Genomic DNA, 13,027 nt, shown 5'->3' with positions numbered 1-13,027 from the left:
TTCGGGGTGCGCGGTCAGACCACGTTGAGCTCGCGCCGAACCGGGCTTCCGTCGAACCGGTCCGCCGACAGGGGCGTCACGTCCACGAAAGGAGGCACACCGAGGTACAGATCGCGGATCACCTCCCCGACGGCGGGGGCTTGCAGGAAGCCATGGCCGGAAAAGCCCGCCGCATACAGCAATCGGCCCACCGAGTCGCTCTGCCCGATCAGCGCGTTGCAGTCCGGGGTCATCTCGTACAGCCCCGCCCACCCACGTTCGATCGGCAGATCGACCAACTCGGGGGCACAGGCACGGGCCGCGTCGTTGAACGCAGGGAGCCATTCATCGGAGTAATGGGTGTGGAATCCATACTCCTGCGTCGGGTCGGACATGCCCAACAGGAACCCGTCGTCGCAATTGTGGAAGTACAACGACGTAGCGAAATCGATGGTGAACGGAATCCGGGGCGGCGTCGGGGTCAGCGGCCTGGTCAGCACGAGTTGCCGGCGCAGCGGCTCGACTGCCAGGTCGACACCGACCATCGCGCCCAGAGATTTGGACCAGGCACCCGCTGCCACGATGACCGTCGAGGTCCGCACCGCGCCCCTGTTGGTCTGGACTTCCCGGATGTTGCGCGCACCGTCGGTTCTGATGTCGACAACGAGGGTTTGTTCGAACACGCGCACCCCGCGAACCTGGGCGGCGTGCAGGAAGCCTTGTGCAGCTGCGGGCGGACGAGCATGCCCGTCGTCCGGGGAGAACGCGGCCCCGAGAAGGCTCTCGCCGCGCACGTAAGGACACAGTCGCTGCGCTTCGGCGGCCGAGATCATCCGGCTGGACACGCCCATGTCGTTTTGAATCGCCACGCTGCGCTCGAACCGAGCAAGATCAGCCTGCTCTCGCAGCAGGAAGAGATACCCCACCCGTTCCATCGAGATGTCGATACCCATGGACGACTGGAACCGGGCGTAGGTCTGCAGGCTGCGGGCTCCGAGCGCGATGTTGAGCGGGTCGGAGAACTGCGCCCGCAACCCACCGATGGGCTTTCCAGAGGATCCCGAGGCCACCTGGCCGCGCTCGATCACCACGACATCGGTGACACCGGCTTCGGCGAGGTGGTAAGCGATGCTGGCACCGACGATCCCACCCCCGATCACGACGACTTCCGCGTGGTGGGGAAGCTCGGCCCGACTACCAACTTCGGCTCGCATGAGTCATCCTTCAACCTCGGTTGCACTGCGGGATCCGCGACGTGACGAGTCGGTCCGGTGGCAGTGCGCTCTGCGTGATCCAGGCCACCTGGCCGGTGGGTTCCTCGAAAGGTACGCAGGAAGAAGCGTCAGCACTATCGATGTTTTTTCAGGCTATTCGTTTAGCATGTCTATATGGATGTGACGATGGGGCAGCTCCGGGCGCTGCGCGAACTCGCGCGGCGCGGCACGATGGCCGCCGCCGCCCACGCGCTCGGCTACACCACGGGTGCCGTCTCGCAACAGCTCGCCAACCTGGAGAAGGCGACGGGCAGGACTCTGACGACCAAGTCGGGACGGAGAGTGCAGCTCACCCGCAGCGGGATGATCCTGGCCAAGCACGCCGAGCACGTGTTGCAGGCAGAGGCCGACTTGAGAGGCGCGCTGGAAGCCGACGAGCAGGATGTCGCCGGGCCGATCCGCATCGGCACGTTCGCGACGACGGCCTCCGCGCTGCTCGTGCCCACCATCGCCGAGGCATCGAAGCGCTACCCGAAGGTGACCATCACCAGCAGGGAGTTCGGCGTCGACGAAACATCGGCTGCCGTCCGCGACGGCGAAGTCGACATCGCCCTCGGTATCGACTACTCACACGCACCCATGCCCAGAGATCCCCGGACCGAGCTCGTCCGGCTCCACACGGAACGCTTCGGTTTGGCCGTCACCGCGAACCTGTACACGCCGGGTGCGACGCCCCTCGACACCGCACGAGACTGGCCCTGGATCCTGCCGCCCGCAGCGACTCAATACGCCCGGGCGCTCTACGCGGCCTGTCGACTCTCCGGCTTCGAACCACAGGTGGCACATGAAGTCACTGACACCCGGACCTCCCTGGAACTCGCTGCTCAGGGTCTCGGGGTCGCGCCCATGACCGATCTCATGGAAGACCTGCTGCGCCCTGATGGGCTGCGCAAGATCGAGCTGGAGGAACGCATCGAGCGGCACATCGTCCTCGTCCGCCGCGCGCAGCCCACACGACCGGCAGCCGTCGCGGCTGTCACGGACCTGTTCGCCGAAGTCGTTCGCGAAGCACGCGAACAGACAGAATTCGACACCGGAGCGGAGTCGTAGACGATTGCACAGCAAGGATCAGGGTCAGCCACGCAGGACGTCGATCTGCGCGTCGACGGCCGCGTGATATCGCAGGTCTCGGCGATCTGCTTCTCGAGATGGGGTTTTCGGTTCCGATGGTCGTGGTGGCTCCGTGTCCGGGGTGGACAACCCGCGTGTCCGGAAGTGCGATCGATCCGGGGCAGCGTCGCCGCCCTGGCCCTGGCAGGGGCTCATCGAACTGACGCAGTTCGCGCTGATCAGCGGCCGCGTGGTGGCCACCGGCGACGTCCTGCTGAACGCCACCGGCGCCACCCTCGGCAGCCTTCTGGCCCGCAACTGGTGCAGGTCCCGGGGCAACCCCGGCACGACGCGGGTTATCCGGCGCACTGGCTCATTGCCGAGATCGGGAAGGAACGCCGGGAACCCCACCTTCCGGCCTGCCGGTGAACTCCGCCCTTTTCGTCCAGCGGAATCGAAGCATTTGTCCTCCTGTTCCGCGAGAGGAATCTCGCTCCCGGTTCGTGCTGGTTCTCAGCGGAGAGGTTCACATGGCGGGTTGGGGCAGGGTTGCAGGGCGACGGAGGGCCGGAGGCACTCGGCTCGGCCGCCGCGTGGGGATGGTGGTGACTGCCGTGGTGATGATGTCCGCGATGGTGCCCGGCTTGTCGTCGGCGGCCGGTACCGCATCCGCGCCGGAGGTCATCGAGAACATCGCCTACGCACCCGCGAATCCACCGGACAGCAAGGGGCATCTGCTCGATCTGCACCTGCCCCAGGGGCAGCGCGCAATCCCGCGTCCCACGCTGATCGTGACCGGAGGAAGCGCGTGGATGCGCGAGGACGGCAAGGACTACGCGGCTGATCTGGCGCCGTTCTTCACCGATGCGGGCTACGTCGTCGCCGGTGTTTCGATCCGGTCGAGCGGGGTCGCCCAGTTCCCCGCGCAGGTGCACGACATCAAGGCCGCGGTCCGGTGGCTGCGCGCACATGCGCGCGAGTACGGCATCGACCCCGATCGGATCGCGGTCATGGGCACCTCCTCCGGCGGTTGGACGGCCGCGATGGCGGGCGTCACCAGCAACGTCCCGGAACTCGAAGGCAACATCGGCGTGACGGGCGTGTCGAGCGCTGTGCAGGCGGTGGTGGACCTCTACGGGCCGACGGACTTCCTGCAGATGGACGAGCACATGATCGACTGCACCGCGTTCAACGAGCGGATGGGGCTGCGGGACTGCCACAACGACCCCGCGTCACCGGAGTCGCGGCTGGTGGGGTGTTCCATCCAGCAGTGCCCTGACGCGGTGCGCGCGGCGAATCCGATCACCTACGTGGACGACGAGACGCCGCCGATGCTGATCGCTCACGGCCAGAACGACCTGTTGGTCCCGCACCACCAGAGCGAACTGCTCTTCCACGCGCTGCGCTCCGCGTGCCGGGACGCGGTGTTCTACTCGGTACCGGGAATCGGCCACGACAGCGGCATCGTCGCCCCGGACACCCCGGTGGCCGACACCTCGTGGACCCACCACTGCCGCAGCGGAAAGCTGGCTGGTCCGCTCGGCGAGCGCCCTACGCTGCGCAACATCGATGCGTTCCTGCGCGTGGCGCTCGCCGCCGGAGAGGTCCGCGGTGGCGGAGCCTGACGCTCCGCCATCCCGTCGACGCCAGGTCGAGAGCGGATTCGCTCCAGACCTTCTGGTACGCCCCGACCAGCCAGGCGTTCGCCCGAGCCAGGTCGGGGCGCTCCGGCAGCGGAGGGGTGGCGACCAGCTCCTCCAACCGGGCCTCCAGGTGCTTCGCGGGATCCAGCTTCGTCCTTGGTGTGCTCGCCCTTGCGGAGGTCGCGCAGCCACGAAAGCCGCCGTCGGAACTGTTGCACTCCCCGCCGCAACCTGACCTGCCCCTGCCCTGCGGGTCGGGCCCGGACCAGGTGATCGACGTGCTGCTGCCGCGGGGCAAGCAGGCGGCGCTGGTGGTGATGATCCACGGCGGGTTCTGGCGCGCCACCGTCGCATACGAGACGACGCAGGCTCTGCGCCGCGAGCTGGGCAGGGAAGCGAACCCTCTTGTGGTCTCGGCGAAAGAGATGTCCACCAGTGCTCGGACGACGAGCTGTGCGCCGAGCTCACCAGGCTCTTGCCCCATCATGCAGACGTCCTGGCGTCCCCAGAGGTGCGAAGCCTCCTCCTGTCAGCGATCCTGCTCGACTGCCCGATCACAGCGCTGTGCGCTGCCGACGGCACCGAGAACACCGTGGCGAAATTTCGGCGTCGTGCTGGTGTGGGCCGTGTCGTCAGCCCGCCTGCCGGTAGCCGGTGGGGCCCAGGTATCTGTGGTCCTGCTCCGGGTCGGGGCTGAACTCGGGTTCCGTGGGCTGGTGGGCGGTTGTGGTCGAGTGCGGGTGCGGGGCCTGCTCGTCGCCTGGTTGGGGGCGCCAGCGCAGGAGGTCGCGCTGCACCACGAGGAGTAGGACCAAGCCGAGGACCAGGAGGCCGTGGGAGAGGAGGCGACTGGCGGGGACCTCGGCGTTGACGAGGTCGTAGATGCTGAATCCGCTCAGCACGGCGAGGAAGACGGCCATCACCGGCAGCAGACCGGAACTCGCGCGGACCCGCCAGGCGGTCCAGAGCATGCCGAGGCCGAGGGCCAGGTTCCACGCGGTGCTCTCGTTGAGCAGGTGTCCGGTCATGACATCGCCCATGTCCGCGTGGTGAGCGTGGTCGCCGAAGTAGTCGATCCCCAGCATTTGCGCGGCCCCGAGGACGACCTGGCAGATCGCGACGGCCGCGAGCAGGATCCGGGGCCACCGTCGCAGGATGTGGTGGTGCATGGGTCGTGCGGCGTCGAGGATGGACCGGGTCAGGTCCGGTGTCGCTTCTACGGGGCGGACGCGCAGCGCCCGGTTGAGGTCCGCGGCGCGTTGCTGCCAGGACCGGCAGCCGGCGCATTCCGCGAGGTGGCCCTCCAGTTGGTTGTCGGGCACTGGCGCCGGCTCGCCGTCCAGCCTGGCCGACAGCGCCTCGCGGTAGGTGTAGCAGTCCACGTCCATACTGTCGTTTGAGGAGCGGGAAAGGTTCCAGCCGGGTTCGCGGTTCAGCCGGTTCCTTCGGATTGCTGGGCGGTCTTCTCCAGCAGTTGCTCACGCGCACGAGCCACCCGGGAGCGCACGGTGCCCAGCGCGCACCCGCAGATCTCGGCGGTTTCCTGGTACGACAAGCCGAGCACCTGGGTGAGCAGCAGCGCCTCGCGGCGTTCGTCGTCCAGTTCGTCCAGCAGGATGTTCAGCTCGACGATGCTCTCGAACCGTTGATTCCCGCCTCGTGCCTGGTCGGCGGCGGTGGCCCAGTCCACGCCGGAGTCGGTGCGGGGCCGGGAACGTTCGTAGCGGATCTGGTCGACGACGACGCGGCGGGCGATGGACAGCAGCCAGGTGCGTGCCGAGGAGCGCCCGGAGAACCGGCGGATGCTCTTGAGGGTCCGCAGGTAGGTCTCTTGGGTGAGGTCGTCGGCGTGGTGGATGCCGGCGAGGTGGGCGATGAAGCGCCATACGTCGCGTTGGGTGCCTTGGATGAAGCGCTCCAGTGCGCCGCGGTCACCTGATCTCGCCGCCAGCGCCAGCTTGGTCAGCCGGGCATCCTCAGCCTCGGAGCGACTCATAGACCGGCAGGCTAGTCGGCCCGCGGTGCCCTGAGTACAGCTGGCCGGGTTGTGTGCCGGGCGACACAACTTGTTTGACAGGGCGTTCCCAATCGGCGGGAACTTTTCGCCGCCGGTGCGCGACCACCTGTTCAGCGCCATGTTCGACCGGCGTACTTGATCGAGCCCATCGCGACTCGGTGTGCAGGAACAGCACCGTTCAGGGGCTATGTCCGAAAGGTTTGCTTTTCCGTGAAGTCATTGACCGCCGACAGCACCGGCGTCGGACGGCGCGTGGAGTTGTCGGTGAGCGGCATGACGTGTGCCGCTTGCTCCGCGCGCATCGAACGCAAGCTCAACAAGCTCGACGGTGTGCACGCCACCGTGAACTACGCAGCCAGGCGCGCGAGCGTGACGGCGGCGTCGTCGGTCGACGATGCGCTGCTGGTGGAGACCGTGGAGAAAGCCGGGTATCAGGCTGCGGTGCTCGCTCCGGCAAGCGAGGCGGAACCGGACGATGACCGGGCACGCGATCTCTGGCGCCGCATGGTGGTCTCGATCGCGCTGTTCGTGCCCATTTGCGACCTGTCGCTGTTGTTCATGTTCCTGCCGCAGGCGCGGTTCACCGGTTGGCAGTGGCTGCTCCTCGTGCTTGCCCTGCCTGTCGTCGGGTGGGCGGCGTGGCCGTTGCACCGCGCGGCCCTGATCAACGCGCGGCACCGGGCGTCCTCGATGGACACACTCGTGTCGCTCGGGATCACGGCGGCGACAGGCTGGTCGTTGTACGCCATGTTCTTCCAGACCGGGAGTGCCGGCGATGCGGTGGGGTGGCGGCTTCTGCTGCGGCCGGAAGGGGCGATCTACCTGGAGGTGGCGGCCGGGGTCACGGCGTTCGTGCTGGCCGGTCGCTACGTCGAGGCCAGGGCGCACCGCAACGCGGGTGATGCGCTGCGCGAGCTCGCCGCGCTCGGGGCCAAGGCCGTGACCGTGCTGCTCGACGACGGCTCACAGCGTCAGGTTCCCGTCGATGAACTGGGCGTCGGCCAGCGGTTCCTCGTGCGGGCGGGGGAGACGATCGGCACCGATGGTCGCGTGGTCGACGGGCAGGCCGCGGTCGACTGCAGCGCGATGACCGGTGAGTCGGTTCCGGTCGAGGTCATCGCGAACGACGAGGTCGTCGGGGGCACGGTCGTGCTGAACGGCTGGCTGGTCGTCGAAGCGACCAGGGTCGGTCAGGACACCCAGCTGGCGGCGATGGTGCGGATGGTCGAGGAGGCGCAGTCGGGCAAGGCCGCGGTCCAGCGGCTTGCCGACCGCATCTCCGCCTACTTCGTGCCCGCCGTGCTGGTGGCGGCGGCGGGCACGTTGCTCGGATGGCTGCTCGCGGTGGGGTCGCCGCAGGAAGCGTTCACCGCGGCGCTGGCCGTGCTGGTCATCGCCTGCCCGTGTGCGCTGGGACTGGCGACACCAACGGCTCTCATGGTGGCGTCGGGCCGGGCGGCGCAGCTGGGGATCTTCATCAAGGGCTACCGGTCACTGGAGTCCACACAGGACATCGATACCGTGGTTCTGGACAAGACCGGCACCGTCACCGACGGCCGGATGACCGTGGTCGAGGTGAGCTGCGTCCCCGACGTCGACGTGCGTCGTGTGCTGCGCCTGGCCGGCGCAGTGGAGGACGTCTCCGAACACGCGGTCGCTGCGGCGATCAGCTCCCACGCGCGCGCGGAGCTGGAGACTCTGCCGCAGGTCGAGCGGTTCGCGGGCATGCCAGGGCTGGGGGCCACTGGAATCGTCGAGGGCCACGACGTGCTTGTGGGACGCGCCAAGCTTTTCCACGAGCGTGGTCTGGTGTTGCCGGAGGATCTCGACCGCACGCGCCGGAAATGGGAGCAGCAGGGCAACACGACGGTCGTCGTCGGTTGCGACGGGAGTGCGGTTGCCGTGATCGCGGTGGCGGACCGGGTCAAACCGTCGGCTGCGGCCGCTGTGGCCGAACTGCACCGCATCGGCCTGCGCACGGTGATGCTCACCGGCGACAACGACGCCACCGCGCGGAAAGTCGCCGAGGAAGTGGGCATCGGCGAGGTGATCGCCGAGGTCCTGCCGGACGAGAAGGTCGAAGTCGTGCGGCGCCTGCAGTCCGAGGGACGTGCGGTCGCGGTCGTCGGTGATGGCGTGAACGACGCACCCGCCCTGGCATGCGCCGATCTCGGGCTCGCCATCGGTTCGGGCACTCACGTCGCGATCAACGCCGCCGACATCGTCCTGGTCCGCGAGGACCTCACCGCCGTCCCGGATTCGATCAGGCTGGCCCGCCGCACGCTCCGCACGATTCGCGGCAACCTGGTCTGGGCGTTCGGCTACAACGTCGCCGCCCTTCCGCTTGCGGCGCTCGGCCTGCTCAATCCGCTCATCGCCGCGGCCGCGATGGCTCTGTCCTCGGTGCTCGTCGTGTCGAACAGCCAACGACTGCGCCGCTTCTCCGGTAGCACGGCCCACCGCGACGGCGACACCGCGCTACCGGAGGCGTAGCTCCACCCGTTTCAGGGGCTACAGCGACGAGAGCAACATCGCGCCCATACCGATACTCATCGCGCCGTGGCAGGCCGATACGTCACCTACATCTCACAGCTGGCCGGCGCCGACGTGGTGGGTACTTACGGGCCGCAGCCGGTGACGCCTGCGCAACTCGCCGATCTGTCTGCCAAGCAACCGGATCTGGTGCTCGACAACGCGCACATGTCGACCGGGCCGGTCCTGCCGGGCTCGCCTGCGAAGCAGGTTTCCCTGATCAACTATCCGGAGGAGAACCTCGACCTGCTCGACGTCTACCGCACCGACGCGCAGCGGATCGTCGAAGCACTGCGGCCCTGACAGGAGTCGAAGCGGATCGCGGGAATTCGCGACCGGGTCGTCCTCCGGTAGCGCTTGACGGCGAAGTTGGCCGCCTCTGATCTGCGGTCAGCGGTGCAGTGAGTTGAGCGCTTGGCGGCACATGTCTGCGCAGTGCCGTGTCGCGTCCGCGCACATCCGGCAGTGCTTGTGGCGCTCGGCGTGTTTGCTGCACAGGTCGTGGCTGCGTTCGCAGGCGACCAGACATGCTTCCAGCTGTGCGCTGAGGAGGCTGGTGTCGACGCCGCTGGCGCGGGTGAGCACGTTGCGGGTCGCGGTGACCACGTCAGCGCAATCCATGTCACGGCTCACTGCGCTGGCCAGGGACTGCAGGTCGTCCTCGGTCAGCATCGCGGCGGCGCATGCGGTCACGGCCTCGACGCAGTCCTGCAGCGCATCGACAGCAGCGGCAAGATTGTCACTGCTCAGTGTGGGCTTGGCGGTCAAGCTGTCGAAAAGCTCTCGCGTTTTGAGCATCACGACACCTCCGAGCGCGACGTTCCTGAGACCTTCCAACCGTAATCCGCAAGTTTTGGCGCTGCCAGGGATCATGCGCAGCCGGTGCTCGGGAGGGGTTGTGGACGGACCAGGGTGGATTCGCTGGGCACTGCTCGCCGCGCTCGGGGTCCTCACTCTGGCTGCTCTGGTGCGCCTGCTGTCCGAGTTCTGGCATACCGAGGAGGGCACGGCGATGCCTGGCGACTTCTCGGTGACTTTCACGCACGTGCTCACCGGTGTGGGTATGTGCGTGATGTTCGCGGCCGGTGGCGGAGTCGGCCCACGAGGCTGGTGGGTGGCGTTCTTCCTCGCGAGCGCTGTGTGGATCTGTTTCGTGATCTACCGAGTACGCCCGAATTCGAGCGCCGGGCGCGGCGGTGTGACCAGAACCCAGTACGTCCACCTGCTCGTGGTCGATCTGGCCATGGTCTGCATGTTCGCCGCGGCCCCATCGCACGGGTTCAACTCGGTCAAACCAGGTCAGGCGGTCCCGCCGCCGTCGGCGCACACGCACGATCCACCGCCTGCCGTCCCTGGGGCGGGACACGTGCACGGCTCAACCGCCGACGTGCCCGGCATCGAGGGGCACGGTTCTGGCATCGCGCTTTCGGTGGTGGCCTGGGTGCTGATGACCTTTTTCGTGCTCCGGGCCGGCTACTCGGCTGTCGACCTGATCACCCGCCGAGAAGCCGGAAGGCCGAAGTCCGGCGACGCGGGCATGCCCCTGGGCCGTCGGGTTCTGCTGAGTCCTGAAATCGGTCACGCCACGGCTTTCGGGATGGAGCTGGGCATGGCGTACATGCTCTTCGTCATTCTGTGACCGACCGGGGCGCGCAGTGCCGGTCGCCGATGGGGCAGTGCGAGACTTGCCACCAGGTCACGAGCGTCTTCTAATCCGAAGAAGCGGCATGCCCGCATTTCCACGGCACAGATCGGATGCGAAGGGCGAGGCCATGTTCCAGCCGGCCAGCATCGACAAGGGCGAGGCATCGCGCCACGTCGCACGCCGAGGTGTCCACGACGAGATCGCCAAGGACATCGGGCGGAGTGTTCGAATCGGCACCCGCGCCGCATTCCTGTGCGTCGTGGCCTTGCTCGGTTTGGCTGCCGTGCAACTACCTGCTTCGGCGCATGCCGCCCTCATCGGCAGCGATCCAGCCAACGGCGCGGTGCTCGAACAGGCCCCTCCGGTGAGTACATTGCGCTTCAGCGATCCGCTCGATCCGCGCTTCGTCACGGTCGCCCTGACCGATCAAACCGGAGCCCAGGTTCCGCTGGCCCGGCCAACCGTCGAGAACGGCACCATCATGCAACCGCTCCCGGGCTTGGCCAAAGGCGGCTACACGCTGGCCTACCGCGTCGTTTCTGCGGATGGCCACCCCGTCAGCGGCACCGTAGGGTTCAGCGTTTCGGTAGGAATCTCCAGCCCTCCGCCGACAACGGCGAGCCCGCCACCGACGAACGTTCCCCCGAACTCAGGACACACTCGGCCCGACAGCACCGGCAACGCGTTGGCATGGTGGATCGGCGGAGGAGTCCTCATCGTGGTCCTCTTGGCAATAGGCGCAGTAGTTATCCGGCGCCTAGGGCGTAGTCGGTAACAACAGCGGTGCAGTGCCATAGGGCCGGTTCGGTAGTGCGCTGACACGCCGATCCGTCGCGCTAACATCGGCGATCCGCGCTGGTTTGTGCCCTGGTTTCTCGGGTTTCGCTGGTAGCTCTCAATTGTGGACAGAGCTGGGTAGTCAAGGTGACGCAGGTTCAAATTCTGTCAGCCCGACGTTGGTGAAGGCCCGCTGGCCGTCGCGCAAGTGCAGTTCATGGGGACTTCTGCCATGTGTTGTGATTCTTGGTCTGATCGCCGAAACTCGATCGAACCGGCGAACCAGGAGCGAATCATGCCAACCGGCCGAAGATCCGGTATTACACCGGAGTTTCTGCTGCGGCATCTGGGGTATCCCCGCACGGAAATGGCTCTTGACTGGGGGGATGGTGACCAGGATGAGGAAATGCGCTGCGGCAGCGTTCGGTGGTGCGGCTTTGGTGGCGGCGTTGGCTGTGCCCGGCGTTGCGGCGCACGCGGCCCCGCCGTCGACAAACCCGGCGCAGTCGTTCGGCATCGCAGCCGCCGAACTGGCGGAACAGGACAACTCCTTCATCACGCAGGCTGCGCAGGTGAATCTGGCGGAGATCACCATAGGCAAGCTGGCGCTGCAGAAGGCCACCACGCCGCAGGTGCGGTCGCTGGCGCAGGAAACGCTCGCCGACCACCAGAACGCGCAGAGCAAGCTCGAGCAGTTGGCCGGTCAGAAGGGCGTGACGCTGCCGTCGTCGCCGAATGCGGGACAGCAGAACATCGGGAAGCAGTTGGAGAGCGCGTCCGGCGCTATGTTCGACACCACCTATCTGCAGGCGCAGATCTCCGGACACCAGGAGGCGAGCACGCAAACGCGTGCCGAAATCGACTCCGGCCGGGATGCTGACGTGCAGGCCTACGCGAAGGACTTTCTCCCGACGGTGCTCAAGCACCTGAGCCATGCCCAGGCGGATGCGAAGGCCCTCGGAATTGCGCCGAAGGGGGCCAACACGGGTTCCGGCGGGCTGGTGGAGCGAGCACAGTCCCACGCTGCCGATCTGGGCCTGGTGGCGGGAGGTCTGGCGATTTCCGTGGGTGCAGGCGTGGTGCTGCTGCGTCGGCGCCGGCAGCTCGGGTGAGCTCATGGCGACGCCGGGTGCCGGAGGCTCTGCTGACGCTCGGTCTGGTGACTGTGGCGGCGGGACTCGGCCATGTTCTGGCCAGCGGTCCCACCCTGCCGCATGTCGGAACCGTCCCGCCCGCCCATACGGGACCTGCTCCTGCTGCGGAGAAGGAAGCGCTGGAGCCGGCGTCACCGAGCGAGGTGCCGCAGCGGGCGCGGCTACCGACATTGGGCGTCGACGCGCCGGTACAACCGGTTTTGCCCGGGCCGGACCAGCAGCTGGGCGTGCCCGAATCACCCAGCGTGGTCGGCTGGTGGAGCGCCGGCGCCGCACCGGGTTCCCGGCACGGCACAGTCGTGCTGGCCGGGCACGTCGACACCCGCAGCGCCGGCCCGGGCGCCTTGTTCCAGGTGGCTGATCTCCAGCCGGGCGATCCTCTCGAGATCACCTCCGCGCACAGCACGACCCGGTACCGGATCGCGGCAGTGCGCAGCTACTCGAAGGCATCCCTGCCAGCGGACGTGTTCGACCGTACCGGCCACCCCCGCCTGGTATTGATCACCTGCGGAGGCCCCTTCAACGACAGCACCCACGAATACGATCACAACATCGTCGCCTACGCCGTCCCGACGTAGACGCATGGCACCCGGAAAGAACATGATCTGCCGTGCAGCGGGGACCCGCGCATGACCTAATGATCTTTTGGTATTTGGGTGATCTTGGTTCATAGGCGGAGTCCGGTGTGGTCGAGAAAGGAGAAGCACAGTTGGTAGCTGTTGCCTATGCGGTCCAGGCCGGTGCCCGCGGCGGTATGTGCTTCGTCGATGTGCTCGGGGCAGAGGTTGGCCAGCTCGGTTGTTTTGATGTTGCCCCAGACTTGTTCGACTGGGTTGAGCTCGGGTGCGTAGGCGGGCAGCCGCTCGACGCGCAGCCAGTGTCGTTGGGTGGCCAGCCAGGCTTTCATGTCTTTCGAACGGTGGGCGGACAGTCCATCCCAGATCAAGGTTGCCGGA

13 protein-coding genes are annotated in these 13,027 nt (G+C 67.3%); 8 read left to right on the top strand and 5 right to left on the bottom strand.

What is annotated here, in order from left to right; translation table 11 throughout:
• Window positions 1-14 precede the first annotated feature (14 nt).
• Window positions 15-1,193, bottom strand: coding sequence for an NAD(P)/FAD-dependent oxidoreductase (locus tag BLW84_RS26215; protein WP_093270210.1), 1,179 nt, complete (start codon window positions 1,191-1,193; stop codon window positions 15-17).
• A gap of 174 nt (window positions 1,194-1,367) precedes the next feature.
• Between BLW84_RS26215 and BLW84_RS26210 the strand changes: the two genes are divergently transcribed.
• Window positions 1,368-2,303, top strand: a complete 936-nt coding sequence (locus BLW84_RS26210; RefSeq protein WP_093270208.1) for a LysR substrate-binding domain-containing protein — start codon at window positions 1,368-1,370, stop codon at window positions 2,301-2,303.
• A gap of 605 nt (window positions 2,304-2,908) precedes the next feature.
• Window positions 2,909-3,928 carry an alpha/beta hydrolase gene (locus BLW84_RS26205; protein ID WP_218157471.1) on the top strand — a complete coding sequence of 340 codons (1,020 nt, stop codon included), beginning with the start codon at window positions 2,909-2,911 and terminating at the stop codon, window positions 3,926-3,928.
• Window positions 3,929-4,578: 650 nt separating this feature from the next.
• On the opposite strand, the gene BLW84_RS26200 is transcribed toward BLW84_RS26205, so the two are convergent.
• Both BLW84_RS26200 and BLW84_RS26195 read right to left on the bottom strand, forming a co-directional pair.
• A complete protein-coding gene (locus BLW84_RS26200) occupies window positions 4,579-5,328 on the bottom strand; it encodes a zf-HC2 domain-containing protein (protein WP_177226694.1) in 750 nt (249 codons plus the stop codon).
• Window positions 5,329-5,378: 50 nt separating this feature from the next.
• A complete protein-coding gene (locus BLW84_RS26195; RefSeq protein ID WP_093270199.1) occupies window positions 5,379-5,942 on the bottom strand; it encodes a sigma-70 family RNA polymerase sigma factor in 564 nt (187 codons plus the stop codon).
• A gap of 240 nt (window positions 5,943-6,182) precedes the next feature.
• Here BLW84_RS26195 and BLW84_RS26190 point away from each other — a divergent pair, with 240 nt between their 5' ends.
• Together BLW84_RS26190 and BLW84_RS26185 are read left to right on the top strand one after the other, a co-directional pair.
• Entirely contained in the window at window positions 6,183-8,456 is a 2,274-nt protein-coding gene (locus BLW84_RS26190) for a heavy metal translocating P-type ATPase (RefSeq protein ID WP_281247450.1), read from the top strand.
• A gap of 66 nt (window positions 8,457-8,522) precedes the next feature.
• Entirely contained in the window at window positions 8,523-8,798 is a 276-nt protein-coding gene (locus BLW84_RS26185) for a hypothetical protein (RefSeq protein ID WP_093270196.1), read from the top strand.
• An 87-nt stretch (window positions 8,799-8,885) separates the two neighbouring features.
• Here BLW84_RS26185 and BLW84_RS26180 read toward each other — a convergent pair whose 3' ends face one another.
• Entirely contained in the window at window positions 8,886-9,293 is a 408-nt protein-coding gene (locus BLW84_RS26180) for a four-helix bundle copper-binding protein (protein WP_093270427.1), read from the bottom strand.
• On the opposite strand from BLW84_RS26180, the gene BLW84_RS26175 reads away from it, so the two are divergent.
• From BLW84_RS26175 to BLW84_RS26160, 4 genes are all read left to right on the top strand, one after another.
• On the top strand, window positions 9,286-10,134 hold the full coding sequence (locus BLW84_RS26175) for a DUF5134 domain-containing protein (RefSeq protein WP_245761387.1): 849 nt from the start codon (window positions 9,286-9,288) through the stop codon (window positions 10,132-10,134). The two genes, BLW84_RS26180 and BLW84_RS26175, sit on opposite strands and share 8 nt — an antisense overlap.
• 88 nt (window positions 10,135-10,222) lie before the next feature.
• Complete coding sequence (locus tag BLW84_RS26170; RefSeq protein WP_093270190.1) at window positions 10,223-10,915, top strand: copper resistance CopC family protein; 693 nt, start codon at window positions 10,223-10,225, stop codon at window positions 10,913-10,915.
• A gap of 388 nt (window positions 10,916-11,303) precedes the next feature.
• A complete protein-coding gene (locus tag BLW84_RS26165) occupies window positions 11,304-12,029 on the top strand; it encodes a DUF4142 domain-containing protein (RefSeq protein ID WP_093270188.1) in 726 nt (241 codons plus the stop codon).
• Between the two features lie 17 nt (window positions 12,030-12,046).
• Window positions 12,047-12,649 (top strand): class F sortase, encoded by a 603-nt coding sequence (locus BLW84_RS26160; protein ID WP_177226693.1) that lies wholly within the window; start codon window positions 12,047-12,049, stop codon window positions 12,647-12,649.
• Window positions 12,650-12,738: 89 nt separating this feature from the next.
• On the opposite strand, the gene BLW84_RS26155 is transcribed toward BLW84_RS26160, so the two are convergent.
• Window positions 12,739-13,027 (bottom strand): transposase (locus BLW84_RS26155; protein ID WP_093275672.1); only part of this gene is annotated, 289 nt, incomplete at its 5' end.

This window comes from Saccharopolyspora shandongensis (genome assembly GCF_900106995.1).
In the GTDB taxonomy this organism is placed as follows: domain Bacteria; phylum Actinomycetota; class Actinomycetes; order Mycobacteriales; family Pseudonocardiaceae; genus Saccharopolyspora; species Saccharopolyspora shandongensis.
Note: the sequence above shows the minus strand (reverse complement) of the source record. Positions and strands in the feature narration are given on the sequence as shown.

What these genes read in the sequence shown, in the direction of transcription:
- BLW84_RS26215 (WP_093270210.1), bottom strand. Translation starts at nt 1,193, where the DNA reads ATGCGAGCCGAAGTTGGTAGTCGGGCCGAGCTTCCCCACCACGCGGAA.
- BLW84_RS26210 (WP_093270208.1), top strand. Translation starts at nt 1,368, where the DNA reads ATGGATGTGACGATGGGGCAGCTCCGGGCGCTGCGCGAACTCGCGCGG.
- BLW84_RS26195 (WP_093270199.1), bottom strand. Translation starts at nt 5,942, where the DNA reads ATGAGTCGCTCCGAGGCTGAGGATGCCCGGCTGACCAAGCTGGCGCTG.
- BLW84_RS26180 (WP_093270427.1), bottom strand. Translation starts at nt 9,293, where the DNA reads ATGCTCAAAACGCGAGAGCTTTTCGACAGCTTGACCGCCAAGCCCACA.
- BLW84_RS26170 (WP_093270190.1), top strand. Translation starts at nt 10,223, where the DNA reads ATGCCCGCATTTCCACGGCACAGATCGGATGCGAAGGGCGAGGCCATG.
- BLW84_RS26165 (WP_093270188.1), top strand. Translation starts at nt 11,304, where the DNA reads ATGGTGACCAGGATGAGGAAATGCGCTGCGGCAGCGTTCGGTGGTGCG.